Source organism: Enterococcus sp. ARL09-542 (genome assembly GCF_005234805.1).
Classification (GTDB): Bacteria; Bacillota; Bacilli; order Lactobacillales; family Enterococcaceae; genus Enterococcus_D; species Enterococcus_D gallinarum.
On the sequence record NZ_QPQX01000011.1, the window covers coordinates 1 to 23,172 of the forward strand.

General features: G+C 42.0%; 33 protein-coding genes and 1 pseudogene. 28 read left to right on the top strand and 6 right to left on the bottom strand.

Annotated elements, in window-relative coordinates; genetic code table 11:
* The 4 genes and pseudogenes from DVW06_RS11815 to DVW06_RS11830 form a co-directional block, all read left to right on the top strand.
* Nucleotides 1–126: pseudogene (locus tag DVW06_RS11815) on the top strand (phosphopentomutase); the annotation flags it as partial.
* A gap of 10 nt (nucleotides 127–136) precedes the next feature.
* Nucleotides 137–955, top strand: coding sequence for a purine-nucleoside phosphorylase (locus DVW06_RS11820; RefSeq protein WP_137264691.1), 819 nt, complete (start codon nucleotides 137–139; stop codon nucleotides 953–955).
* Between the two features lie 54 nt (nucleotides 956–1,009).
* Nucleotides 1,010–1,714 (top strand): purine-nucleoside phosphorylase, encoded by a 705-nt coding sequence (deoD, locus tag DVW06_RS11825; protein ID WP_003127946.1) that lies wholly within the window; start codon nucleotides 1,010–1,012, stop codon nucleotides 1,712–1,714.
* A 189-nt stretch (nucleotides 1,715–1,903) separates the two neighbouring features.
* Nucleotides 1,904–3,091 carry an iron-containing alcohol dehydrogenase gene (locus tag DVW06_RS11830; protein WP_137264692.1) on the top strand — a complete coding sequence of 396 codons (1,188 nt, stop codon included), beginning with the start codon at nucleotides 1,904–1,906 and terminating at the stop codon, nucleotides 3,089–3,091.
* Nucleotides 3,092–3,178: 87 nt separating this feature from the next.
* Here DVW06_RS11830 and DVW06_RS11835 read toward each other — a convergent pair whose 3' ends face one another.
* The 4 genes from DVW06_RS11835 to rpiA all read right to left on the bottom strand — a co-directional run bounded on the left by DVW06_RS11835 (nucleotide 3,179) and on the right by rpiA (nucleotide 6,294).
* Entirely contained in the window at nucleotides 3,179–3,826 is a 648-nt protein-coding gene (locus tag DVW06_RS11835; protein ID WP_227173404.1) for an SGNH/GDSL hydrolase family protein, read from the bottom strand.
* Nucleotides 3,827–3,957: 131 nt separating this feature from the next.
* Nucleotides 3,958–4,644, bottom strand: coding sequence for a 2,3-diphosphoglycerate-dependent phosphoglycerate mutase (gene gpmA, locus DVW06_RS11840; protein WP_003127950.1), 687 nt, complete (start codon nucleotides 4,642–4,644; stop codon nucleotides 3,958–3,960).
* A 231-nt stretch (nucleotides 4,645–4,875) separates the two neighbouring features.
* Nucleotides 4,876–5,460, bottom strand: coding sequence for a recombinase family protein (locus DVW06_RS11845; RefSeq protein ID WP_003127951.1), 585 nt, complete (start codon nucleotides 5,458–5,460; stop codon nucleotides 4,876–4,878).
* Between the two features lie 159 nt (nucleotides 5,461–5,619).
* Nucleotides 5,620–6,294 carry a ribose-5-phosphate isomerase RpiA gene (gene rpiA / locus DVW06_RS11850; protein ID WP_003127952.1) on the bottom strand — a complete coding sequence of 225 codons (675 nt, stop codon included), beginning with the start codon at nucleotides 6,292–6,294 and terminating at the stop codon, nucleotides 5,620–5,622.
* A 329-nt stretch (nucleotides 6,295–6,623) separates the two neighbouring features.
* Here rpiA and rpsL point away from each other — a divergent pair, with 329 nt between their 5' ends.
* The 4 genes from rpsL to tuf all read left to right on the top strand — a co-directional run bounded on the left by rpsL (nucleotide 6,624) and on the right by tuf (nucleotide 11,076).
* A complete protein-coding gene (gene rpsL, locus DVW06_RS11855) occupies nucleotides 6,624–7,037 on the top strand; it encodes a 30S ribosomal protein S12 (protein WP_003127956.1) in 414 nt (137 codons plus the stop codon).
* Between the two features lie 65 nt (nucleotides 7,038–7,102).
* Entirely contained in the window at nucleotides 7,103–7,573 is a 471-nt protein-coding gene (rpsG, locus tag DVW06_RS11860) for a 30S ribosomal protein S7 (protein ID WP_003127957.1), read from the top strand.
* An 81-nt stretch (nucleotides 7,574–7,654) separates the two neighbouring features.
* Nucleotides 7,655–9,739: an elongation factor G gene (fusA, locus tag DVW06_RS11865; RefSeq protein ID WP_003127958.1), complete on the top strand. Its 2,085-nt coding sequence runs from the start codon at nucleotides 7,655–7,657 to the stop codon at nucleotides 9,737–9,739.
* Between the two features lie 149 nt (nucleotides 9,740–9,888).
* Nucleotides 9,889–11,076, top strand: coding sequence for an elongation factor Tu (gene tuf / locus DVW06_RS11870; RefSeq protein ID WP_003127959.1), 1,188 nt, complete (start codon nucleotides 9,889–9,891; stop codon nucleotides 11,074–11,076).
* 63 nt (nucleotides 11,077–11,139) lie between these two features.
* Here tuf and DVW06_RS11875 read toward each other — a convergent pair whose 3' ends face one another.
* Both DVW06_RS11875 and DVW06_RS11880 read right to left on the bottom strand, forming a co-directional pair.
* Entirely contained in the window at nucleotides 11,140–11,865 is a 726-nt protein-coding gene (locus DVW06_RS11875; RefSeq protein ID WP_005470027.1) for a nitroreductase family protein, read from the bottom strand.
* Nucleotides 11,858–13,294, bottom strand: a complete 1,437-nt coding sequence (locus DVW06_RS11880) for an aminotransferase-like domain-containing protein (RefSeq protein ID WP_096710879.1) — start codon at nucleotides 13,292–13,294, stop codon at nucleotides 11,858–11,860. The genes DVW06_RS11875 and DVW06_RS11880 overlap by 8 nt, the downstream gene beginning before the upstream one ends.
* A gap of 100 nt (nucleotides 13,295–13,394) precedes the next feature.
* Between DVW06_RS11880 and thiD the strand changes: the two genes are divergently transcribed.
* From thiD to rplR, 20 genes are all read left to right on the top strand, one after another.
* Nucleotides 13,395–14,219, top strand: a complete 825-nt coding sequence (gene thiD / locus DVW06_RS11885) for a bifunctional hydroxymethylpyrimidine kinase/phosphomethylpyrimidine kinase (protein WP_003127963.1) — start codon at nucleotides 13,395–13,397, stop codon at nucleotides 14,217–14,219.
* Entirely contained in the window at nucleotides 14,212–14,757 is a 546-nt protein-coding gene (locus DVW06_RS11890) for an ECF transporter S component (protein WP_021150626.1), read from the top strand. The genes thiD and DVW06_RS11890 overlap by 8 nt, the downstream gene beginning before the upstream one ends.
* A gap of 402 nt (nucleotides 14,758–15,159) precedes the next feature.
* Entirely contained in the window at nucleotides 15,160–15,468 is a 309-nt protein-coding gene (gene rpsJ / locus DVW06_RS11895; RefSeq protein ID WP_003127966.1) for a 30S ribosomal protein S10, read from the top strand.
* Nucleotides 15,469–15,490: 22 nt separating this feature from the next.
* Complete coding sequence (rplC, locus tag DVW06_RS11900) at nucleotides 15,491–16,120, top strand: 50S ribosomal protein L3 (protein ID WP_003127967.1); 630 nt, start codon at nucleotides 15,491–15,493, stop codon at nucleotides 16,118–16,120.
* A 29-nt stretch (nucleotides 16,121–16,149) separates the two neighbouring features.
* A complete protein-coding gene (gene rplD, locus DVW06_RS11905; protein ID WP_003127968.1) occupies nucleotides 16,150–16,773 on the top strand; it encodes a 50S ribosomal protein L4 in 624 nt (207 codons plus the stop codon).
* Nucleotides 16,773–17,066 carry a 50S ribosomal protein L23 gene (locus DVW06_RS11910; RefSeq protein ID WP_003127969.1) on the top strand — a complete coding sequence of 98 codons (294 nt, stop codon included), beginning with the start codon at nucleotides 16,773–16,775 and terminating at the stop codon, nucleotides 17,064–17,066. The genes rplD and DVW06_RS11910 overlap by 1 nt, the downstream gene beginning before the upstream one ends.
* Nucleotides 17,067–17,105: 39 nt before the next feature.
* Nucleotides 17,106–17,939, top strand: coding sequence for a 50S ribosomal protein L2 (gene rplB, locus DVW06_RS11915; protein ID WP_003127970.1), 834 nt, complete (start codon nucleotides 17,106–17,108; stop codon nucleotides 17,937–17,939).
* Nucleotides 17,940–17,981: 42 nt separating this feature from the next.
* The gene (gene rpsS / locus DVW06_RS11920) at nucleotides 17,982–18,260 is read left to right on the top strand and encodes a 30S ribosomal protein S19 (protein WP_003127971.1); all 279 of its coding nucleotides are present in this window, start codon (nucleotides 17,982–17,984) and stop codon (nucleotides 18,258–18,260) included.
* A 23-nt stretch (nucleotides 18,261–18,283) separates the two neighbouring features.
* Complete coding sequence (gene rplV, locus DVW06_RS11925) at nucleotides 18,284–18,631, top strand: 50S ribosomal protein L22 (protein WP_003127973.1); 348 nt, start codon at nucleotides 18,284–18,286, stop codon at nucleotides 18,629–18,631.
* A gap of 13 nt (nucleotides 18,632–18,644) precedes the next feature.
* Nucleotides 18,645–19,301: a 30S ribosomal protein S3 gene (gene rpsC, locus DVW06_RS11930; protein ID WP_003127974.1), complete on the top strand. Its 657-nt coding sequence runs from the start codon at nucleotides 18,645–18,647 to the stop codon at nucleotides 19,299–19,301.
* A 2-nt stretch (nucleotides 19,302–19,303) separates the two neighbouring features.
* Nucleotides 19,304–19,738: a 50S ribosomal protein L16 gene (rplP, locus tag DVW06_RS11935; RefSeq protein WP_003127975.1), complete on the top strand. Its 435-nt coding sequence runs from the start codon at nucleotides 19,304–19,306 to the stop codon at nucleotides 19,736–19,738.
* A complete protein-coding gene (rpmC, locus tag DVW06_RS11940) occupies nucleotides 19,728–19,916 on the top strand; it encodes a 50S ribosomal protein L29 (RefSeq protein WP_002288664.1) in 189 nt (62 codons plus the stop codon). The genes rplP and rpmC overlap by 11 nt, the downstream gene beginning before the upstream one ends.
* Before the next feature lie 24 nt (nucleotides 19,917–19,940).
* On the top strand, nucleotides 19,941–20,207 hold the full coding sequence (rpsQ, locus tag DVW06_RS11945; protein ID WP_003128005.1) for a 30S ribosomal protein S17: 267 nt from the start codon (nucleotides 19,941–19,943) through the stop codon (nucleotides 20,205–20,207).
* A 60-nt stretch (nucleotides 20,208–20,267) separates the two neighbouring features.
* Nucleotides 20,268–20,636, top strand: coding sequence for a 50S ribosomal protein L14 (rplN, locus tag DVW06_RS11950; protein WP_003128006.1), 369 nt, complete (start codon nucleotides 20,268–20,270; stop codon nucleotides 20,634–20,636).
* A 35-nt stretch (nucleotides 20,637–20,671) separates the two neighbouring features.
* Nucleotides 20,672–20,983, top strand: coding sequence for a 50S ribosomal protein L24 (gene rplX, locus DVW06_RS11955; RefSeq protein ID WP_003128007.1), 312 nt, complete (start codon nucleotides 20,672–20,674; stop codon nucleotides 20,981–20,983).
* Between the two features lie 27 nt (nucleotides 20,984–21,010).
* Nucleotides 21,011–21,550 (top strand): 50S ribosomal protein L5, encoded by a 540-nt coding sequence (gene rplE, locus DVW06_RS11960; protein ID WP_003128008.1) that lies wholly within the window; start codon nucleotides 21,011–21,013, stop codon nucleotides 21,548–21,550.
* Nucleotides 21,551–21,568: 18 nt separating this feature from the next.
* Nucleotides 21,569–21,754, top strand: coding sequence for a type Z 30S ribosomal protein S14 (locus tag DVW06_RS11965; RefSeq protein WP_003128010.1), 186 nt, complete (start codon nucleotides 21,569–21,571; stop codon nucleotides 21,752–21,754).
* 32 nt (nucleotides 21,755–21,786) lie between these two features.
* A complete protein-coding gene (gene rpsH, locus DVW06_RS11970) occupies nucleotides 21,787–22,185 on the top strand; it encodes a 30S ribosomal protein S8 (RefSeq protein ID WP_003128011.1) in 399 nt (132 codons plus the stop codon).
* 31 nt (nucleotides 22,186–22,216) lie between these two features.
* Complete coding sequence (gene rplF / locus DVW06_RS11975; RefSeq protein WP_003128012.1) at nucleotides 22,217–22,753, top strand: 50S ribosomal protein L6; 537 nt, start codon at nucleotides 22,217–22,219, stop codon at nucleotides 22,751–22,753.
* 55 nt (nucleotides 22,754–22,808) lie between these two features.
* Nucleotides 22,809–23,165, top strand: coding sequence for a 50S ribosomal protein L18 (gene rplR / locus DVW06_RS11980; protein ID WP_137264693.1), 357 nt, complete (start codon nucleotides 22,809–22,811; stop codon nucleotides 23,163–23,165).
* Nucleotides 23,166–23,172: the final 7 nt, after the last annotated feature.

Genomic DNA, 23,172 nt, shown 5'->3' on the forward strand with positions numbered 1-23,172 from the left:
AAACAATTTAAAGGACAAGGCCAACTACCCCAAGGCCATTATGCCGATATTTCAGCAACAATTGCAGAAAACTTTGCAGTACCGGCAACAGAAAATGGGGAAAGCTTCTTAAATCATTTAAATTAGAGGTGGAGAAATGACAACATTACATGAGAAATTGCAGGAAACAACGACATTCATCAAGGAAAAAGGGGTAGGATCTATTGATTTTGGTTTGATCTTAGGTTCAGGATTAGGTGAATTAGCAGATGAGATTGAAAATCCAATTGTGCTGCCTTATAACGATATCCCTCATTTTCCAGTTTCAACAGTCGTCGGGCATGCCGGACAATTAGTTTATGGTACATTATCTGGAAAAAAAGTATTGGCGATGCAAGGTCGTTTCCATTACTATGAAGGACATTCCATGCAGACAGTTACTTACCCTGTTCGAGTAATGGCAGCTCTTGAAACACATTCACTTGTTGTGACGAACGCATGCGGCGGAGTGAATGAAAGTTTCCAACCTGGTGATTTGATGTTGATCACGGATCAAATCAATTTCATGGGGGACAATCCATTGATTGGGGCTAACGAAGAAGAAATGGGACCACGATTCCCTGATATGAGCCAGGCTTATCATCCAAGCTACCGGGAAACAGCAAAACAAATTGCAGAAACAAAAGGTCTCCACTTAAAAGAAGGAGTTTACATGGGCTTTTCTGGGCCGACTTATGAAACACCTGCTGAAATTCGATTTGCTCGTACGATCGGTGCAGATGCTGTGGGTATGTCGACGGTTCCTGAGGTAATCGTAGCTGTTCATAGTGGCTTGAAAGTGTTGGGCGTTTCATGTATCACCAATCTAGCTGCTGGTATGCAAGCAAGCCTGAACCATGAAGAAGTCGTAGAGACAACAGAACGGGTCAAAGCCGAATTTAAAGCGCTGATCAAAGAAACTTTAGCGAATCTGTAAAACAAGCAAACCCTAAAAAAGAGCATAAAAGAGAAGTAGAAAAGGAGCGAAAAGATGAGCGTTCATATTGAAGCAAAAGCAGGCGAGATTGCTGATAAAATTTTATTACCTGGCGATCCTCTACGCGCAAAATACATTGCAGAAACATTTTTAGAAGACCCGATCTGTTATAACAATGTCCGAGGGATGCTCGGTTATACCGGTGTCTACAAAGGTGAGCGAGTATCAGTACAAGGAACTGGTATGGGGATGCCTTCTGCGACCATTTATGCCCATGAATTGATCAATTCTTATGGCGTAAAAAAATTGATTCGTGTCGGCACTTGTGGCGCGATTTCTAAAGATGTTCATGTTCGGGACTTAGTGATCGCCCAAGCTGCAGCGACAAGTTCTTCCATGGTAGCAAAGAATTTTCAAAGTTTTCATTTTCCGCCAATCGCAGATTTCGACTTGTTGCGTAAAGCGTATGATACAGCGATTGCATCCGGTTTTACCACCCACGTTGGGAACATTTTATCGGAAGATACTTTCTATAAAGATGATATGGCAGAAACAGTGGAATTGGCTGATCTTGGTGTATTAGGTGTTGAGATGGAGGCCGCTGCGCTTTACTATTTAGGAGCAAAATTCCACGTACAGACCTTAGCGATCTGCACAGTCAGTGATCATATCATCACTGGAGAAGAAACAACAGCGGAAGAGAGACAAACAACATTCAATGATATGATCAAAGTTGGCTTAGAAACGGCTATCTCCTAATCCTTTTTCTTATCCTACAGCCTACAAAAAATTTTCTATTCCTGTATCGCTTTCTGATTGACTCCTTAGACAATGGGAGCCAGTCAGAAAGTGATTTTTTGTTAAATGATTGATTGAATATTTTTAGCTAGTTGGAATAGTTGCACTTTTGGACGAAAATGGTTTAATTAAAGAAAAGGAGGTTGGAGCATGAATAATTTTACTTTTCAGGTGACAACGGATATACGTTTTGGGAAAGATCGGTTAAATGAGTTGCCGGAAGTATTGAATACTTTCGGAAAAAATGTCCTATTGGTCTATGGCGGCGGCAGTATCAAAAAAAGCGGACTTTATGATCAAGTCATGGCGCAATTGCAAAACAATGACAATCAAGTAACAGAATTAGCAGGAGTTGAACCAAACCCTCGGATTGAAACAGTAGCAAAAGGGGCAGAACTCTGCCGCACTGAAAAAATTGATGTGATTCTTGCAGTCGGAGGCGGCTCCGTGATTGATTGCAGCAAAGTGATCGCAGGTGCTGCTTGCAGTGAGGAAGATCCTTGGACTTTAGTGACTAAACGCAGCTACCAAGGGCCAGCATTGCCATTAGTTACGGCTTTGACATTAGCTGCAACTGGTAGTGAAATGAATCGGGGAGCAGTTATCACGAACCTTACAGCGAAACAAAAATTAGGGGTCCACGGTCCTAATTTCTTGCCGAAGGTTTCTTTCTTAGATCCCACATGGACCTTTAGCGTCAATCGCTATCAAACAGCGGCTGGTTCTGCAGATATTATGAGTCATCTGATCGAAAACTACTTTAGTACAACAGAGAATACGGATGTACAAGACGGCATCGCAGAAGGGCTGTTGAAAGCGGTAATCACAAACTTGCCGATTGCTTTGGATACCCCAGATGACTATGATGCTCGGGCAAACTTGATGTGGGCAAGTACATTGGCGTTAAATGGGTTGACAGGTAGTGGGAAAGCCGGTGCGTGGTCGTGCCATCCAATGGAACATGAGTTGAGTGCTTTTTATGATATTACTCATGGGATCGGCTTAGCCATCTTGACGCCCCGCTGGATGCTTCATGTGTTAAATGAGACAACAGCACCTAAGTTGGCTCGCTTTGCCCGTGAAGTATTCCAAGTAGAAGAAGCGGTCCCAGAAATGGCAGCCCGGATGGGGATTCAAAAGTTATACGATTTCTTCCTTGCTTGTGGGATCCCAATGACTTTACCAGAAGTGGGAATCGAAGATGATCGTCATTTTGAAGAAATGGCCAAGCAAGCAGTAGCATTTAGTTCAATTGCGACAAATGCCTACGTACCGTTGACAGAATCTGATGTCATTGCCATTTATCAAGAGGCTTTGACCCCTTCAGAGTATCTCTAAATGAAGAAACCCTGACAGAATAGACAAATAATCGGTAGGGTAATTGGTATCCTACCGATTATTTGTCTGCGTACTTCTATCAAAGAATTATCTTGAATAATGGATACGGCGCAAGATCTCTTGTGCGATCACACCATGTCCGGCGATTGTTGGATGGACACCATCTTCCCCAGTATAATAAGATGAATGTTTTTTGACAGTACGTTCAGCGAATAAGCCGTCTAAAGGAAGGTAGTCACAACCAAATTCAGCAGCTAGTTCACGAATGGAATGGATCTTGGGATCCAAATCCTTCCGCCATTGTTTGCGATCTGCTGGATAAGGAAGAACAAATGGCTCTAAAAGCAGGATTTTCTTGATCCCACTTTCGGTCACTTGCTGCAAAAATTGCCGATAATCACTAGCAAATGTCGCAGTTGCTTCGGGTGTGCCGAAAGAGGAGGTGCCAATATTGCGCCAGGTATCATTGATACCGATCAAGAAAATCAGTAGATCTGGCTTTAAATCAATGCAGTCTTCCTCGATGCGATTTAAGATATCGCGAATTTTATTCCCGCTAATGCCGCGGTTAACAAATGACAAGTTTGCATCTGGGTATTCTGCAGCTAGATGGGCTGCCACAAAGGCGGGAAATCCTTTTCCCAGATCCGTAGCATCGAGTCGATCACGGCCGCAGTCGGTGATGCTATCTCCAAGAAATAGTAGCGTATCATTTTTACAGAGTGTGGTCATCATTCCAAGCTCCTTTCGTATGCGGTTTCAATTATAACGAATATTTCTCAGGAAACCAATCAAAAAAAGACTGTGCCGTCAGTCAGGAAGAATACTCTTGCTCTGACTTGCAGCACAGCCTTGGCTGTTAATGATTATAAGTAATATTTTTTCGCAACTGTTAGATCATCGTTCAATTCATAAACAAGTGGTTGACCTGTTGGAATTTCAAGATCCATGATGTCTTCATCAGAGATACCTTCGATGTGTTTTGCTAACGCACGTAGAGAGTTTCCGTGAGCGGCAACTAAAACAGTTTTGTTGTCTTTCAATGCAGGTGCGATTTCATCTTGCCAGAAAGGTAATGCACGTTCTAGCGTTACTTTCAAGTTTTCGCCGCCAGGTACGTCGCGAGGATCAAGCATTGCATAACGACGATCGTTTGCTGCAGAACCTTCATCAGATGCATCCATCAATGGAGGCAATACATCGTAGGAACGACGCCAGATGTGAACTTGTTCGTCTCCGTATTTTTCAGCAGTTTCTTTTTTGTTCAATCCTTGTAGTTTACCGTAGTGACGTTCGTTCAAACGCCAAGATTTGATTGTTGGCACCCATAGTTGATCAGAATATTCTAAAATGTAGTTACAAGTTTTGATGGCACGAGTTAATACAGATGTGTAGGCAACATCGAATTCGATGCCGGCTTCTTTGATTTTACGTCCGCCCTCGATTGCTTCTTCGACACCTTCTGGCGCTAAATCTACATCGGCCCAACCAGTAAATTGGTTCAATTTATTCCATTCGCTTAGTCCGTGACGAGAAAATACTAATTTTGGCATGTAAAACTCTCCTTTTAGATATTAGATATTTTTCTGAAATTTTCAATTCCCTGTTTATTGTACACTTTTTCGCAAAGAATTTCTACGTATTTAGCGTAAAACCTTGTTTCTTAAAAAAAGAAACAGAAAAAAACGTCTTTCTTCAAGACGTTCTTTTTTATTTCTGAATCATTTTGTCTGACAGGATCGGCGCACAGAAAAAAAGATGAAGCACCGGATTCAGACAAGTGATTAATGACTGTATACTTTATCCAATTCTTCTTCTGAAAGTTTTATGTATTTATAGCAGGTTCCGACAGAAACACCGCATTTTGTGGAGATGAATTGAATCGTCTCTTTTTTATCGTAATAAAGCTGGCGAATTTTTTTGATGGTTTTTGGATCGATTTTTGGACGTCCGCCAATTTTGCCGTTCTTTCGGGCATTGTTCAATCCGACTAATGTCCGTTCTTTGATTAAGGCTTGTTCCATCGCTGCCAAACCTTCCATTAAATTGAAATAAATCGCCCCCATGGGTTCTCTCGTATCGATGTTTTCTGCTAGAGAAACTAGGTGAAGGTTTCTTTTTCTTAGAAGATCTGTCAATTCAGTTAATTGCCGGGTTGTTTTACCTAAACGATGAAGTTCAGAAACAACCAGCGTTTCCCCAGACTGCATACGAGCAATCACAGATTCTAATGAGTGGTTATCACAGTTTTCTTCGTAGGCATAGGTTTCGTGGAACAATTCTGTACAACCAAATTCTTTTAGTTTGTTTAATTGTTCACTTGATTCTTTATCAATAATTGTTGTGCGAGCATAACCGATGACTTTCATAGCCGCTCCTTCCTATTCTTTTTTATTTGAATGTAGCATAAATGAGGCATAAATGATAGAGAAAACTTGCACAAAAATGAATTTAACTCTAGAAAAATGAAGAAAAATACGTAGAACCTCGAACAAAAGGAGCACTTGCTCCTTTTGTTGCTAGAGGCATCAGCGAACGCTGCGGGTCTCAGGTCCATCTTCTTGTCCAATGATGATCGTATGGACCATATCCAAGAAGAGCCCGTGCTCTACAACACCGACGGTTTGATCTAGTTCATGAGCCAATGCAACTGGTTCATTGATGGTTTGTAGATGAAGATCAATGATGTAATGACCGCAATCAGTTTTTAGCGGGGTGCCATCTTCGGCTAGGCGAAGGACAGGGTGATAGTTTTTTTCTGTAAACAATCGCATCAATTGCTGACTGCCATAGGGAATCACTTCTACAGGTAATGGGAATGCGCCTAATTTTTCAACGATCTTTGATTTATCAACAATCCAAAGAACTTTTTTAGAGTAGGTTGCGACGATTTTTTCAAAAAGCAGTGCGGCACCGCCACCTTTGATTCCATGATAGTCTCCGCTGATCTCATCTGCACCATCGATCGTTAAATCGACACTTGCCACTTCATCGATCGTTTTGACCGGGATCCCTAACGATTCTGCTTGTTTTTTTGATGCCCAGGATGTTGGTACACCAACGATCGACAAGTTTTCTTCTTTCACTCTGCGCCCCAATTCTTCGATCATGTAATACGCAGTTGAACCAGTTCCTAAACCGACGACCATACCGTCAGTGACATAGCTGGCCGCTTCAATACCGACCATCTCTTTTAGATTCATTATTGACCCACCTCTAATAAAATACTATTTTCATCTTTATTATATAGTAAGAAGAAGTAAAAAGGAGGCGCAAGGGAGAGTTTTTTTTATAAAATTTTGGCAGTTGCTCCTTTCATAAAAAATCATTGAAGAGATGGTTGACAGAGTCTTTTTATCATGGTATTCTATCAAAGGTGCTTTATCTACAGGTCTCTCGTTGGAGACGTGCTGACTGTTTATCAAAGCATATTTGATAAGAATGCAGAGAATGCATTATTTTTTATCGCAAAAAAAGAACCACCTGGATGTGTGGAACTATAAAGCGAATCAAGGAAGGAGGAAAACTAGGGATGCCTACAATTAATCAATTAGTACGTAAACCTCGTAAATCCAAGGTTGAAAAATCAAATTCACCAGCATTGAACAAAGGATACAACAGTTTCAAAAAAGCTCAAACGAATGTTAACTCACCTCAAAAGCGTGGGGTAGCTACTCGTGTGGGAACTATGACACCGAAAAAACCGAACTCAGCTCTACGTAAATATGCGCGTGTTCGTTTGTCAAACTTGATTGAAGTGACAGCTTATATTCCAGGTATCGGTCACAACTTGCAAGAACACAGTGTGGTATTGCTACGCGGTGGACGTGTAAAAGACTTACCAGGGGTACGTTACCATATCGTTCGTGGTGCATTGGATACTGCCGGTGTTAACGATCGTAAACAATCTCGTTCTAAATATGGAACAAAACGTCCTAAAGCTTAATTTTGATTCAAACTACAAATGAAACTATTTAATCAGAACTGATATTTCGGAAGGAGGAGTTACGGATGCCTCGTAAAGGTCCTGTTGCAAAACGTGATGTTTTACCAGATCCTATTTATAACTCAAAATTAGTAACTCGTTTGATCAACCGTGTAATGGTTGATGGTAAACGCGGTGTTGCTGCAAATATTATCTACAATGCTTTTGGCATTATCAAAGAATCTACAGGAAATGATCCATTGGAAGTTTTCGAACAAGCAATGAAGAACATTATGCCTGTATTGGAAGTTAAAGCTCGCCGTGTCGGTGGTTCTAACTACCAAGTCCCAGTTGAAGTTCGTCCAGAACGTCGTACAACTCTAGGTCTTCGTTGGGTGGTAAACTACGCTCGTTTGCGTGGCGAACACACAATGGAAGAACGTCTTGCGAAAGAAATCATGGATGCAGCAAACAACACTGGTGCTTCTGTGAAGAAACGCGAAGACACACACAAAATGGCGGAAGCCAACCGCGCATTTGCTCACTATCGTTGGTAAGATCCTCACTGCTTTTTATTGGAAGGTACTGAGACAACCTTAGCTTAGGTTTAAGTAAGAATGAGAGGGGAACAACCTAGAATGGCAAGAGAATTTTCGCTAGAAAAAACTCGTAATATCGGGATCATGGCCCACGTTGACGCTGGTAAAACAACGACAACTGAACGTATCCTTTATTACACAGGTAAAATCCATAAAATTGGGGAAACACATGAAGGTGCTTCTCAAATGGACTGGATGGAACAAGAACAAGAACGTGGGATCACGATCACTTCTGCTGCGACAACTGCGCAATGGAAAGAAAATCGCGTAAATATCATCGACACTCCTGGACACGTGGACTTCACAATTGAAGTACAACGTTCACTACGGGTTCTTGACGGTGCTGTAACAGTATTGGACTCACAATCTGGTGTAGAACCACAAACTGAAACAGTTTGGCGTCAAGCGACAGATTACCGCGTACCACGTATCGTATTCTGTAACAAAATGGATAAAATCGGTGCAGACTTCTTATACTCTGTATCTACTTTACATGATCGCTTGCAAGCAAATGCTCATCCAATCCAATTACCAATTGGTGCGGAAGATGACTTTACTGGTATCATCGATCTAGTAAAAATGAAAGCTGAGATCTATACAAACGATTTAGGAACAGAGATTCAAGAAACTGAAATTCCTGAAGAGTACAAAGAATTAGCTGAAGAATGGCGCGAAAAATTAGTTGAAGCTGTTGCAGATACTGACGAAGAGCTAATGATGAAATTCTTGGAAGGTGAAGAAATCACTGAAGAAGAATTGAAAGCTGGTATCCGTCAAGCGACATTGACTGTTGAATTTTTCCCAGTTCTTTGTGGTTCAGCCTTCAAAAACAAAGGGGTTCAATTGATGTTGGATGCAGTCATCGACTACCTTCCTTCACCACTTGATGTTCCTGCAATCAAAGGGATCAATCCTAAAACTGACGAAGAAACTGATCGTCCTGCTGACGATGAAGCGCCTTTTGCTTCACTAGCATTTAAAGTAATGACTGACCCATTCGTAGGTCGTTTGACATTCTTCCGTGTGTATTCAGGTGTCTTGAACTCTGGATCATATGTCTTGAATGCTTCAAAAGACAAACGCGAACGTATCGGTCGTATCCTGCAAATGCACGCGAACACTCGTGCAGAAATCCAAACAGTTTATTCAGGCGATATCGCTGCAGCTGTTGGTTTGAAAGATACAACAACAGGGGATACATTGTGTGACGAAAAATCACCAGTTATCCTTGAATCAATCGAATTCCCAGAACCAGTTATCGAAGTAGCTGTTGAACCTAAATCAAAAGCTGACCAAGATAAAATGGGTGTGGCTTTACAAAAACTTGCTGAAGAAGATCCTTCATTCCGTGTAGAAACAAACGCTGAAACTGGCGAAACTGTTATCGCAGGGATGGGTGAACTTCACTTGGACGTCCTTGTTGACCGTATGCGTCGCGAATTTAAAGTTGAAGCAAACGTTGGTGCGCCTCAAGTTTCTTACCGCGAAACATTCCGTGCTTCTACGCAAGCCGAAGGTAAATTTGTACGTCAGTCTGGTGGTAAAGGTCAATACGGTCACGTATGGATCGAATTTACACCAAACGAAGAAGGTAAAGGCTTCGAATTCGAAAACGCAATTGTCGGTGGTGTGGTTCCACGTGAATACATCCCAGCAGTTGAAAAAGGACTTGAAGACTCAATGGCTAACGGTGTTCTAGCTGGTTATCCATTGGTTGACATCAAAGCCAAGCTTTACGATGGTTCATACCATGATGTCGATTCAAGTGAAACAGCCTTCCGTGTGGCAGCTTCAATGGCTTTACGTGCTGCAGCGAAGAAAGCTAATCCAGTGATTCTTGAACCAATGATGAAAGTTGTTATCACTGTTCCTGAAGATTACTTAGGTGATGTTATGGGACACGTAACTGCTCGTCGTGGACGTGTTGAAGGTATGGAAGCGCATGGTAACTCACAAATCGTTAACGCGATTGTTCCATTGGCTGAAATGTTCGGATATGCAACAACACTTCGTTCATCTACTCAAGGACGCGGTACTTTCATGATGACATTTGATCACTATGAAGATGTACCTAAGTCTGTTCAAGAAGAAATCATCAAGAAAAACGGCGGCAAAGCTGAATAATTGATGCACAAATGCGAAATTCAGTAAAAAGCTATATTTTTTATGAAGTTTCGTGTACAATATTATCGATGATAAGGGATGGGGGGCTTCGCGCCCTCTACCTATCAAATATAAAAAATAAACTGTATTTTTAGGAGGAACATTTTAAAATGGCAAAAGAAAAATTTGACCGTTCTAAACCCCACGTAAACATTGGTACGATCGGACACGTTGACCATGGTAAAACTACACTTACAGCTGCTATCACAACTGTATTATCTAAAAAAGGTTTGGCACAAGCTTCTGCTTACGACCAAATCGATGGTGCTCCAGAAGAACGCGAACGCGGAATCACTATCTCAACTGCTCACGTTGAGTATGAAACTGAAGCTCGCCACTACGCTCACGTAGACTGCCCAGGACACGCGGACTATGTTAAAAACATGATCACTGGTGCTGCGCAAATGGACGGTGCGATCTTAGTAGTATCTGCTGCTGACGGTCCTATGCCTCAAACTCGTGAACACATCTTGTTATCACGTAACGTTGGCGTACCATACATCGTTGTTTTCTTGAACAAAATGGATATGGTTGATGACGAAGAATTGCTAGAATTAGTTGAAATGGAAGTTCGTGACCTATTGTCTGAATATGACTTCCCAGGCGACGATGTTCCTGTAATCGCCGGTTCTGCTTTGAAAGCTCTTGAAGGAGATCCTTCATACGAAGAAAAAATCATGGAATTGATGGCTGCAGTTGACGAATACGTTCCAACTCCAGAACGTGATACTGACAAACCATTCATGATGCCAGTCGAAGACGTATTCTCAATCACTGGACGTGGTACTGTTGCTACAGGCCGTGTTGAACGTGGACAAGTTCGCGTTGGTGATGAAGTAGAAATCGTTGGTATTGCTGACGAAACTGCTAAAACAACTGTAACAGGTGTTGAAATGTTCCGTAAATTGTTAGACTATGCTGAAGCAGGGGATAACATTGGTGCATTGCTACGTGGGGTTGCTCGTGAAGACATCCAACGTGGACAAGTATTGGCTAAAGCTGGTACAATCACACCTCATACAAAATTCAAAGCTGAAGTTTATGTTTTGACAAAAGAAGAAGGTGGACGTCACACTCCATTCTTCACTAACTACCGTCCTCAGTTCTACTTCCGTACAACTGACGTAACTGGTGTTGTTGAATTACCAGAAGGAACTGAAATGGTTATGCCTGGCGATAACGTAACAATCGACGTTGAATTGATCCACCCAATCGCTATCGAAGACGGAACTCGTTTCTCAATTCGTGAAGGCGGACGTACTGTTGGTTCAGGCGTTGTAACTGAAATCAAAGCTTAATTGACTTGATAAATGCAAAAAGCAGAAGCGCTAGCGCTTCTGCTTTTTTTTGCTTGAAAATTTTTATTTGATCAATTTTTGATCTTTTAGAAACTGATCAAAGCCTTGGTCAGGGACACGGCCGTAGAAATTGGCGAATTTTTCGGACCAAGGCATTGTTTCTCTCGCTTCACCGAAGGCGGTCATGATTTGGTCATAGTCTTCGATCGCTTGATAGGAATAATCCTGGTATTTGTTGTAATGGATTACCGCCTCTTGAGGCAAGCGAGGCTTGAGAGCCATATCTACAATTGGTTTGCCAATACTTAATCCAGCCACAGGGTAAACGTATTCTGGCAGTTCGAGCAATTCGGCGATCGCTTTGCTGTCTTTGCGGACACTGCCGGAAATAACTGTTCCTAGACCAAGAGATTCCGCAGCAATGGCAGCTGACTGTAAAGCGATACTAGCATCGGTTGTTGCGATCAACAATGGTTGTAGACCTTCATCAACCAGATAAGGTGTTTGTTTTTTCTCAGCAACTTTCTTGGTGCGGTTTAAATCAGCCAAGAAAAGTAAAAAGATAGAACTTTCAGCGATATGAGGATTACCTGGATTCCAAGTAACCAGCTGTTGTCGAAGTGAACGATCATCGATCACGAGAATGGAATAAGCTTGCCCGTTCATCCAGCTAGGTGCTTGTCGTGCAGCAGATAAAATTGCTTCTAACTGCTCCTTTGATAATTGATAGTTGCTATCGAATTGGCGATAAGTGCGGTGGTTGGTTAATAGATCAATTGTCTCATTCATACAGATGCTCCTTTAATTGTGTTGTGATTTTTCTGAATTGCTGACAAAACAAGTCTAGTTGATTTTCCGAAAGTCGTGTATAGTTCAGACGAAATCCGTTTGTATCATTGCTGAAGAGAAAGGCTGGGGCAACTAGACAATCATTTTTTAAGAAAAGTGTCCAGTCTCTCCGTTTCAGTGGGGCGTGTTGCCATTGCAGCCAGAGGTATAGTCCCCCAGTGGTCTGTTGGAATGCCCAATCCTCAGAAAAAGCGTCCAGTCGCTGAATCAAGGCATGTTGCTTTTGAGCCATCTTTTTTAGCAAGTCCTGTTGTTGTTGAGGGTACTCCATGGAACGGAGAGCAAGATTAGCTAACAGTTGAGGAAAAATCGTTGTCTCGATAGACATCCTTTTTTTAGCTTGAGCAAATTGATCCGCCAATGCTTCAGGAGCTAATAACCAGCCGATTTTGATAGAAGACCCAAAGAGTTTTGATAAAGATCCGAGATAAATGACCGAATCTGGTGCTAGTGCCTTAAATTTTTCGGGTTGCGGCGTAAAGGCTAACTCACTAAAGATATCATCTTCTATGATCGGTACTTGATACCTCTGGCAAATAGCGATAATTTCTTTGCGGCGGCCAAGGCTCATGGTACGACCGGTGGGATTTTGGAATGTCGGATTTAAATAAACAAATTTGATTTTCTGCTCTTTCAATGCTTGTTCTAAGTCTTTCGGTCGCATCCCTTCTTCGTCCTGTTTGATTCCGAGAACGCGGACATTCATTGTTGTAAATAAGGGCAATGAAAACAAAAAGGAAGGATCTTCCGTAAGAATACTATCACCTGAAGTCAACAAAACTTGCATAAGCAGTGTGATACCTTGCGTGGAGCCAGAAGTGATCACGAGTTTTTGTCCAGATAAGGGGATTCCGAAATCTTCCGTCAAGTGCCGCATCAAGACTTCTTGCAATGGTGGATAGCCGGCTGGGGTGCTTTGCAGGCTTTCGTTGCGGATCATCTCCCAAGTAAAGGCAGGAAATTGGAAATCAGGAAGCAGTTCTTGTGGCAGATCACCTGTATAAAGGTCGAGAATTTGGTCTTTTGTGCGCAATCGCTGAATCTCTTCAACAAAGGGGTCTTGCTGTAAGTAGGGACTAGATAGAGACGAGCGGAGATAAGACAGAGGGGTCTGACGGTTGCCCCATCGACCTTCAGAGACTTGTGTGCCGCTGCCTCGTTTGCGCGTGATCCATCCTAAACTCCGAAGCTCATCCAGTGCCTTGACGATCGTTGAACGGTTGACCCCGAATTGAGTGGCTAGTTTTCGTTCGGCGGGCAACTGTTCACCAGGTGTGTAATCGCCATTTTGGATGGCCTCGATAAAGTAAGTGACGATTTGCTGATAGAGTGGTTGCTTCTTCTGTTTATCGATTTGCCTATCGGTCATTAGAGCCCTCCTTTTTTTATTGGATGGTATAAAAATAAGCCAATTGGCTGTTTTCGTCAAGGGGACCATTGGTTATACTGAATAAAAGGAGTCGATAATAATGAAGAAAGTATTAACGATCGCCGGGTCCGATTCAACAGGCGGCGCAGGAATTGAAGCTGATTTAAAGACCTTTCAAGAGTATGGTGTTTTTGGTTTTGCTTCGATTGCCTCGATCGTCACCATGGATCCGTCAATGGGATGGACCCACGAAGTGACAGCTATGGACACTTCTTTGGTCGAAAAACAATTGATTTCGGCTTTCACGGGGGAACCAATGGATGCCGTTAAGACAGGGATGTTGGGGAATGAAGCCAATATTGCGCAGGCTGCCAAGATGATCCAGCAACAACAAGTGAAACAGGTGGTGATCGATCCTGTTATTGCTTGTAAAGGGACCGCACATATTTTGCAGCCAAAGAGTGTGGATGCATTGATCGAATACTTGCTGCCTTTGGCGGATGTGGTGACACCTAACTTGATTGAAGCTGGAATTTTATCGGGGATGGGGGACTTAAAAGACCTTGTTGCTATGAAAGAAGCTGCGAAAAGGATTTATCATTTAGGCGCGAAGTGTGTCGTCGTCAAAGGAGGTCATCGGTTGCCAGGAGCGCAGGCAATTGACTTAGTTTATGATGGACACTCTTTTACTACTCTAGAAAGCCGGAGGATCGATACTGATTTCAACCATGGTGCAGGCTGTACGTTTTCTGCAGCCATTACTGCTGGATTAGCAAAAGGGCTGCCGTTACTAGAAAGCATTCGCTTGGCCAAAGACTTCGTCGTTGCGGCGATTCGACAAGGGGTTCTGATCAATCCTTATGTCGGTCACGTCTGGCACGGTGCTTATAATCATGCGGAAGAAAGGATGATACCACATGAATGATCACAGAATTCGAAGTATTGTCTTTGTGGCATTGTTTACAGCGTTGACAGTCATTGGTACGATGATCAAGATCCCATTGCCCACCGGCGCCTTTGTGCACTTGGGGAATGCCGTTCTTTTATTAGCAGTTTTATTATTAGGTTATGTGAAAGGCTCCCTTGCTGGGGGACTAGGCTTTGCGATTTTTGATTTGCTGAATGGGTATGCGACAGAGGCCCCTTATTTTATTTTGGAAAGTTTTATTGTGGGGGCTTTTGCATATGGTGCGTTTCTCTTATTTAAAAAACGTCCGCAAGCAATATGGCAGTTAGTGGTTATTGGGTCTGTTACTGGCTTGGCGAAACTTGCTATGACGCAAATCAAAAATACTGTTATGCTTTGGTATCTTGGCAGCAGCTGGTCAGGAGCTTGGTCGGCAGCGGTCATCAAATTGCCGGCAACAGTCATCAATGTAGTGGCCACGATTTTGATTGTCGCTATTGCTTATTTTCCGTTAAAAGCAGCAATCCAACGTGTGACTAAAGGATTAATCAACTAGTAGTAAATCGAGATGATTAGTGGTTTGAAGCGCTTTTTCTGGAGAATTATTCCGGAAGGGGCGCTTTTGCGTTAGTAGCTATGGTTGTTGGAAAAGCTTTTGCTTAGAGCAAGTCATTAGGCAAGGTTTTTGTTGTTTTCAAGAGAAAAGAAAGTTTTCTGAAAAAAACGCAAAAGAATCGTTTCTTTTCATTAAAAAAAGCTTGCAATCAGCGTTTATCCATAATATAATCATAAAGGTGCTGTTTACGTATATGCGTAAGTCACACTGGCAGCAAAGAAAAAACTGCCGGCTACGAAACGAGAGGTTGCGACACGCCCGGACGCTTTGCCATGGACGAGCGTGACGGAAATTTTCGTGGAGCTATGTCTACTTTTCAAAATAGGCGAAGGAGGGAAAACAATGGCAAAACAAAAAATTCGTATCCGTTTAAAAGCGTATGAACATCGTATTTTAGATCAATCAGCGGATAAAATCGTAGAAACTGCAAAAAGAACTGGAGCTGGCGTATCTGGTCCAATTCCATTGCCAACTGAACGCAGCTTGTACACGATCATCCGTGCGACACACAAATACAAAGATTCACGCGAACAATTCGAAATGCGTACACACAAACGTCTAATCGACATTGTGAATCCAACACCAAAAACAGTTGATGCTTTAATGAAGCTAGACTTGCCAAGCGGTGTAAATATTGAAATCAAACTATAATAATTAAGATGGAGGTGTAATCATGACCAAAGGAATCTTAGGGAAAAAAGTGGGAATGACTCAAATCTTCACTGAATCTGGCGAATTGATTCCAGTAACTGTAGTAGAAGCTACTCCAAACGTAGTGCTACAAGTGAAAACAATCGAAAATGACGGCTACGAAGCAATTCAAGTCGGCTACCAAGATATGCGTGAAGTTTTGTCTAACAAACCTGCGAAAGGTCATGTTGCAAAAGCAAACACGGCTCCTAAGCGCTTCATTCGCGAATTCAAGAATGTAGAGCTAGAGGGCTTAGAAGTAGGTTCAGAAATTAAAGTTGATATTTTTGAAGCAGGAGACATCATTGATGTAACCGGCACTTCGAAAGGTAAAGGATTCCAAGGCGTTATCAAACGTCACGGACAAAGCCGCGGACCAATGGCTCACGGTTCTCGTTATCACCGTCGTCCTGGATCAATGGGTCCAGTTGCACCTAACCGTGTATTCAAAAACAAACGTCTTGCTGGACGTATGGGCGGTAACCGCATCACGATCCAAAACTTGGAAATCGTGCGTGTAGACGCAGAACGTAACGTTATCTTGATTAAAGGTAATGTACCTGGCGCGAAAAAATCATTGATTACAATCAAATCAGCTGTGAAAGCTAAATAAGTAGATAGGAAGAAAGGAGGAACTAAGGAATGCCGAATGTAGCATTATTCAAACAAGATGGAAGCCAAAATGGCGAAATTACATTGAACGAAGAAATCTTCGGAATTGAACCAAATGAAACAGTTGTCTACGATGCAATCATCATGCAACGTGCTTCATTAAGACAAGGAACACACGCTGTGAAAAATCGCAGTGCCGTTCGTGGCGGTGGCCGTAAACCATGGCGCCAAAAAGGAACTGGTCGTGCTCGTCAAGGTTCAATCCGTTCACCACAATGGCGTGGAGGTGGCGTAGTCTTCGGACCAACACCACGTTCATACAGCTACAAACTTCCTAAAAAAGTTCGTCGCTTAGCAATGAAATCTGTATTGTCAGAAAAAGTTGCTTCAAATAACTTGGTAGCAGTAGAAGGGTTAAGCTTTGATGCACCAAAAACAAAAGAATTCAAACAAGTTTTAGCTAACTTGACTATTGACTCAAAAGTATTGGTAGTTTTAGAAACAGAAAACGACTTTGCTGCATTATCTGCACGCAACTTGCCATCTGTTTCAGTAGTAACTGCTGATAACGTGAGCGTATTGGATGTTGTTTCAGCAGATAAAATGTTGGTAACACAAACTGCTCTTACTCAGATCGAGGAGGTGCTTGCATAATGAACTTACTAGACGTCATCAAACGCCCAGTGATCACTGAGAAATCTATGCTTGCCATGGATGACAAGAAATATACTTTCGAAGTAGACACAAAAGCGAACAAAACTTTAGTAAAACAAGCTGTAGAAGCTGCCTTTGACGGAGTGAAAGTGGCTAACGTGAATATCATCAACGTACGCCCTAAATTCAAACGCATGGGTAAATATGCAGGATACACAAAAAAACGTCGCAAAGCTGTTGTGACTTTAACTGAAGATTCAAAAGAAATCCAAATTTTTGACGCTGCTGAATAAGCAGACCATATTTAAATACTAAATGGGAGGGAAAAAGACGTGGCGATTAAAAAGTACAAACCTACCACAAACGGCCGTCGTAATATGACAAGTTCTGATTTCGCTGAAATCACAACTTCAACACCAGAAAAAACATTGTTAGCGCCATTGAAAAACAATGCTGGTCGTAACAACAACGGACGTATCACGGTTCGTCATCAAGGTGGCGGTCACAAACGTCAATACCGTTTGATCGATTTCAAACGTAACAAAGACAATGTCGTTGCTACTGTTAAAACGATTGAATATGATCCAAACCGTTCTGCTAACATTGCGTTAGTACATTACGAGGATGGAGTAAAAGCATATATCTTAGCACCTAAAGGATTAGAAGTTGGCATGACTGTCGTTTCTGGACCAGATGCAGATATTAAAGTAGGGAACGCATTACCACTAGAAAATATTCCAGTTGGTACTGTTATCCACAACATCGAAATGAAACCAGGAAAAGGCGGACAATTGATCCGTTCAGCTGGTACAAGTGCACAAGTACTTGGTAAAGAAGGAAAATATGTATTGATCCGCTTGAACTCAGGCGAAGTACGTATGATCTTGGCAACATGCCGTGCAACAATTGGCTCTGTTGGTAACGAACAACATGAATTGATCAACATCGGTAAAGCCGGACGTTCTCGTTGGATGCGCAAACGCCCAACTGTACGTGGTAGCGTAATGAACCCTAATGATCACCCACACGGTGGTGGTGAAGGTAAAGCTCCAATCGGACGTAAAGCTCCAGTTTCACCTTGGGGACAACCAGCACTTGGTTACAAAACACGTAACAAGAAAGCTAAATCAGACAAACTTATCGTTCGTCGTCGCAAGACTAAATAATTTACTTGACCATGTGTCGCACATTTTGAGAGGAGGTACACCATGGGTCGTAGTTTGAAAAAAGGACCTTTTGTCGATGACCATTTGATGAAGAAGGTCGAAGCACAACAAGGCGCTGAAAAGAAAAAAGTGATCAAAACTTGGTCACGTCGTTCCACAATCTTCCCAAGTTTTATCGGATTTACAATTGCTGTGTATGATGGACGGAAACATGTACCAGTTTACATCCAAGAAGACATGGTAGGACACAAACTAGGTGAATTTGCACCAACAAGAACTTATCGCGGACACGCTGCCGACGATAAGAAAACAAGACGCTAATTTTGAGGGGAGGATATCCAAAAATGGCAGAACAAATCACATCAGCGAAAGCAACTGCTAAAACAGTCCGCGTTTCTCCTCGTAAATCACGTCTAGTTATTGATTTGATCAGAGGGAAAAGCGTTGCTGAAGCAATCGCGATCTTGAAGTTCACACCAAACAAAGCGGCTGGAATCATCGAGAAAGTCTTGATGTCAGCTATCGCTAATGCAGAAAACAATTTTGACTTAGATGTTGAAAACTTGATTGTTTCTGAAGCATTCGTCAACGAAGGACCAACAATGAAACGTTTCCGTCCACGTGCGAAAGGTTCAGCTTCTCCAATCAACAAACGTACAAGTCATATTACTGTAGTCGTATCAGAAAAATAAGGAGGGACAATCAGTGGGTCAAAAAGTACATCCAATTGGAATGCGTGTAGGCATCATCCGTGACTGGGATGCAAAATGGTATGCTGAAAAAGAGTATGCTGAATTTCTACATGAAGATTTGAAAATCCGTAAATTTATCGCATCTAAACTTGCTGATGCCGCTGTGTCAACAATTGAAATCGAGCGCGCAGCAAACCGCGTAAATATTTCAATCCACACAGCTAAACCAGGTATGGTTATCGGTAAAGGCGGATCTGAAGTCGAAAACCTAAGAAAAGAATTAAACAAATTAACTGGCAAACGAGTTCACATCAACATCGTTGAAATCAAAAAACCAGATTTAGATGCTAAATTAGTAGGCGAAGGAATCGCACGTCAATTAGAAAACCGTGTTGCTTTCCGTCGTGCGCAAAAACAAGCGATCCAACGCACAATGCGTTCTGGCGCTAAAGGAATCAAAACACAAGTATCTGGTCGTCTAAACGGAGCAGATATCGCTCGTTCAGAAGGCTATTCAGAAGGAACAGTTCCACTTCATACATTACGTGCGGATATTGATTACGCATGGGAAGAAGCAGATACAACATACGGAAAACTAGGAGTTAAAGTGTGGATTTATCGTGGAGAAATTCTTCCAACTAAAAAGAACACTGAGAAAGGAGGGAAATAAACATGTTAGTACCTAAACGTGTAAAACACCGTCGTGAATTCCGCGGGAAAATGCGCGGTGAAGCGAAAGGCGGAAAAGAAGTAGTTTTCGGTGAATACGGCTTGCAAGCTGTTGAATCACACTGGATCACAAACCGCCAAATCGAAGCTGCCCGTATTGCAATGACTCGTTATATGAAACGTGGCGGGAAAGTATGGATCAAAATTTTCCCTCACAAATCTTATACGGCCAAAGCAATTGGGGTACGTATGGGTTCTGGTAAAGGGGCTCCTGAAGGATGGGTATCACCAGTAAAACGTGGTAAAATCATGTTTGAAATTGCCGGCGTTCCCGAAGAAGTTGCGCGTGAAGCGTTACGTCTTGCTTCTCACAAATTGCCAGTGAAAACAAAGATCGTAAAACGTGAGGAAATGGGTGGTGAATCGAATGAAGGTTAAAGAAATCAGAGAATTAACCACTGCCGAAATGCTAGATCAAGAAAAACAATTGAAAGAAGAATTGTTTAATCTTAGATTCCAATTAGCTACAGGACAATTAGAAAACACTGCACGTATCAAAGAAGTACGTAAATCGATTGCACGCATCAAAACAGTATTGCGTGAACAAGCAAAGTAATAGTGGAAGGAGGCCATTTAGCGTATGACTGAAGAAAGAAATCAACGCAAAGTTTACCAAGGTCGCGTGGTATCCGACAAGATGGATAAAACAATCACTGTTGTCGTTGAAACTAAGAAAAACCACCCTATCTACGGCAAACGTCTGAACTATTCTAAGAAATACAAAGCACACGATGAAAACAACGAAGCAAAAGTTGGCGATATCGTGAAAATTATGGAAACTCGTCCATTATCAGCTACGAAACGTTTCCGTCTAGTAGAGATTGTTGAAAAGGCAGTGATTATCTAATCACACGAGATTTTCCTATATAGATTGTGAATTGCAAAATCTGAAAGGAGGATACACATCGTGATCCAAGCAGAAAGCCGATTAAGAGTGGCGGACAACTCAGGTGCCCGTGAAATTCTAACGATCAAAGTCCTTGGCGGATCTGGTCGTAAAACTGCGAATATTGGTGACGTGATCGTTGCTACGGTCAAACAAGCAACGCCAGGTGGGGTTGTCAAAAAAGGTGACGTCGTTAAAGCCGTTATCGTTCGTACAAAATCAGGAGCACGTCGTACAGACGGTTCTTACATTAAATTTGATGAAAATGCTGCGGTTATTATCCGTGACGATAAGAGCCCACGTGGAACTCGTATCTTTGGACCAGTTGCTCGCGAATTGCGTGAAGGCAACTTTATGAAGATCGTTTCCCTAGCACCAGAAGTATTGTAATAGTGATTCTTATCTAAAGGAGGTGCGAAACAAACATGTTTGTTAAAAAAGGCGATAAAGTTAAAGTTATCACTGGTAAAGACAAAAACAAAGAAGGCGTTGTACTTGCAGCGTTTCCTAAGAAAGACAAAGTCGTTGTTGAAGGTGTGAACGTCGTTAAAAAACACCAAAAACCTTCTCAAACAGCTCCTCAAGGCGGAATCGTCGAGATGGAAGCACCAATTCATGTTTCTAACGTGATGGTGGTTGATCCTTCGAACGGTGAAGCAACACGTGTAGGCTATAAAGAAGTTGACGGCAAAAAAGTCCGCGTTTCTAAAAAAACCGGAGAAGTTCTTGATAAATAATCAAATAAAGGAAGGAGGGGCTAACAGATGAACCGCCTTAAAGAAAAATATTCAAAAGAAGTTGTCCCATCATTAATGGACAAATTTAACTACAGCTCAGTTATGCAAGCACCAAAAGTTGATAAAATCGTTATCAACATGGGTGTTGGTGATGCTGTATCGAATGCAAAAAACTTAGATAAAGCTGTTGAAGAATTACAATTGATCTCAGGTCAAAAACCATTGATCACAAAAGCGAAAAAATCTATTGCTGGATTCCGTTTACGTGAAGGAATGCCAATCGGTGCGAAAGTTACTCTACGCGGCGAAAGAATGTATGAATTCTTAGACAAGTTAGTAACAGTTTCATTGCCACGTGTCCGTGACTTCCACGGTGTCAGCAAAAAAGCGTTTGACGGACGCGGAAACTACACATTAGGAATCAAAGAACAATTGATCTTCCCTGAAGTAGATTATGATTTGATCGATAAAGTACGTGGTATGGATATCGTTATTGTAACAACAGCCAACACAGATGAAGAATCTCGTGAATTGTTGTCACAATTAGGCATGCCATTCCAAAAATAAAAAAAGGAGGCGAACTACGTGGCTAAAAAATCAATGATTGCTAAAAACAAACGCCCTGCTAAATTCTCAACACAAGAGTATACTCGTTGCGAACGTTGCGGACGTCCACATTCAGTTTATCGTAAATTTCATCTTTGCCGTATTTGCTTCCGCGAACTTGCCTATAAAGGACAAATTCCCGGCGTGAAGAAAGCTAGCTGGTAAACTATACTCGCATAAAGGAGGTAAATTATCCCATGGTCATGACAGATCCAATCGCAGATTTTCTAACGCGTGTACGTAATGCCAATATGGTAAAACACGAAAGCTTAGAAGTACCTGCTTCAAAAATCAAACGTGATATCGCTGAAATCTTGAAACGTGAAGGTTTCGTTCGCGATGTTGAATATATCGAAGATGACAAACAAGGCGTGATCCGCGTATTCTTGAAATACGGCAAAAACGGTGAACGTGTTATCACAAACTTGAAACGTATCTCTAAACCAGGTTTGCGTGCTTATGTCAAAGCTGACGAAGTGCCAAAAGTATTGAACGGTTTAGGAATCGCGATCATCTCAACTTCTGAAGGTGTTATCACTGACAAAGAAGCAAGAGCAAAAAATGTTGGCGGCGAAGTAGTCGCTTATGTATGGTAATTTAAAATAATCCACAAGGAGGTGCCTCTAAGTGAGTCGTATCGGTAATAAGATCGTCGTTCTTCCTGCAGGTGTTGAAATCAAACAAGATGGAAACGACATTACAGTTAAAGGACCTAAAGGTGAATTGAAACGTACTTTTTCTTCTGATATCAAAATGAATATCGAAGGAAACGAAGTAACATTCACTCGTCCAAACGATAGTAAAGAAATGAAAACTATCCACGGAACTACCCGTGCAAACTTCAACAACATGGTTGTTGGTGTTTCTGAAGGTTTCCAAAAAGCGTTAGAATTGATCGGGGTTGGGTACCGTGCTCAATTGCAAGGTAAAAAACTTGTATTGAACGTTGGTTACTCTCATCCGGTTGAAATCGAAGCGCCAGCTGGAATCGAAATTGAAGTTCCTTCAAACACTTCTGTGATCATCAAAGGATCAGATAAAGAAGTTGTTGGCGAATTAGCTGCCAATATTCGTGGCGTTCGTCCTCCAGAACCTTATAAAGGCAAAGGAATTCGTTATGTTGGCGAATTTGTGCGTCGTAAAGAAGGTAAAACTGGTAAATAGTCGTAAGCATTTACGAATAGCGGCTTAGGCTAGCAAATAAAAAGAGGTGACAATTGTGATTACAAAACCAGATAAAAATAAAACACGTCAGAAAAGACATCGTCGTGTACGTAACAAAATCTCTGGTACTGCTGAGTGCCCACGCTTAAACGTGTTCCGTTCGAACAAAAACATCTACGCTCAAATCATTGATGACGTAGCGGGTGTGACGCTAGCAAGTGCCTCTGCCTTAGATAAAGAAATTTCAGGTGGAAACAAAACTGAACAAGCACAAGATGTCGGCAAATTAGTTGCAGAACGTGCAGCAGCAAAAGGTATTAAAGTAGTAGTCTTTGACCGTGGTGGATACCTTTACCATGGCCGTGTAGCAGCTTTAGCTGAAGCAGCTCGCGAAAATGGACTGGAATTTTAAGAGAAGG

Coding starts and splice junctions, on each gene's coding strand:
- rpsL (WP_003127956.1), top strand. CDS start 6,624: ATGCCTACAATTAATCAATTAGTACGTAAACCTCGTAAATCCAAGGTT.
- deoD (WP_003127946.1), top strand. CDS start 1,010: ATGAGCGTTCATATTGAAGCAAAAGCAGGCGAGATTGCTGATAAAATT.
- DVW06_RS11820 (WP_137264691.1), top strand. CDS start 137: ATGACAACATTACATGAGAAATTGCAGGAAACAACGACATTCATCAAG.
- rplC (WP_003127967.1), top strand. CDS start 15,491: ATGACCAAAGGAATCTTAGGGAAAAAAGTGGGAATGACTCAAATCTTC.
- DVW06_RS11845 (WP_003127951.1), bottom strand. CDS start 5,460: ATGAAAGTCATCGGTTATGCTCGCACAACAATTATTGATAAAGAATCA.
- rpiA (WP_003127952.1), bottom strand. CDS start 6,294: ATGAATCTAAAAGAGATGGTCGGTATTGAAGCGGCCAGCTATGTCACT.
- rpsJ (WP_003127966.1), top strand. CDS start 15,160: ATGGCAAAACAAAAAATTCGTATCCGTTTAAAAGCGTATGAACATCGT.
- rplD (WP_003127968.1), top strand. CDS start 16,150: ATGCCGAATGTAGCATTATTCAAACAAGATGGAAGCCAAAATGGCGAA.
- DVW06_RS11875 (WP_005470027.1), bottom strand. CDS start 11,865: ATGAATGAGACAATTGATCTATTAACCAACCACCGCACTTATCGCCAA.
- rpmC (WP_002288664.1), top strand. CDS start 19,728: ATGAAGGTTAAAGAAATCAGAGAATTAACCACTGCCGAAATGCTAGAT.
- DVW06_RS11910 (WP_003127969.1), top strand. CDS start 16,773: ATGAACTTACTAGACGTCATCAAACGCCCAGTGATCACTGAGAAATCT.
- rplE (WP_003128008.1), top strand. CDS start 21,011: ATGAACCGCCTTAAAGAAAAATATTCAAAAGAAGTTGTCCCATCATTA.
- tuf (WP_003127959.1), top strand. CDS start 9,889: ATGGCAAAAGAAAAATTTGACCGTTCTAAACCCCACGTAAACATTGGT.
- rpsQ (WP_003128005.1), top strand. CDS start 19,941: ATGACTGAAGAAAGAAATCAACGCAAAGTTTACCAAGGTCGCGTGGTA.
- rpsG (WP_003127957.1), top strand. CDS start 7,103: ATGCCTCGTAAAGGTCCTGTTGCAAAACGTGATGTTTTACCAGATCCT.
- rpsH (WP_003128011.1), top strand. CDS start 21,787: ATGGTCATGACAGATCCAATCGCAGATTTTCTAACGCGTGTACGTAAT.
- DVW06_RS11835 (WP_227173404.1), bottom strand. CDS start 3,826: ATGATGACCACACTCTGTAAAAATGATACGCTACTATTTCTTGGAGAT.
- rpsS (WP_003127971.1), top strand. CDS start 17,982: ATGGGTCGTAGTTTGAAAAAAGGACCTTTTGTCGATGACCATTTGATG.
- rplP (WP_003127975.1), top strand. CDS start 19,304: ATGTTAGTACCTAAACGTGTAAAACACCGTCGTGAATTCCGCGGGAAA.
- gpmA (WP_003127950.1), bottom strand. CDS start 4,644: ATGCCAAAATTAGTATTTTCTCGTCACGGACTAAGCGAATGGAATAAA.
- rplV (WP_003127973.1), top strand. CDS start 18,284: ATGGCAGAACAAATCACATCAGCGAAAGCAACTGCTAAAACAGTCCGC.
- fusA (WP_003127958.1), top strand. CDS start 7,655: ATGGCAAGAGAATTTTCGCTAGAAAAAACTCGTAATATCGGGATCATG.
- rplX (WP_003128007.1), top strand. CDS start 20,672: ATGTTTGTTAAAAAAGGCGATAAAGTTAAAGTTATCACTGGTAAAGAC.
- DVW06_RS11890 (WP_021150626.1), top strand. CDS start 14,212: ATGAATGATCACAGAATTCGAAGTATTGTCTTTGTGGCATTGTTTACA.
- DVW06_RS11880 (WP_096710879.1), bottom strand. CDS start 13,294: ATGACCGATAGGCAAATCGATAAACAGAAGAAGCAACCACTCTATCAG.
- thiD (WP_003127963.1), top strand. CDS start 13,395: ATGAAGAAAGTATTAACGATCGCCGGGTCCGATTCAACAGGCGGCGCA.
- DVW06_RS11830 (WP_137264692.1), top strand. CDS start 1,904: ATGAATAATTTTACTTTTCAGGTGACAACGGATATACGTTTTGGGAAA.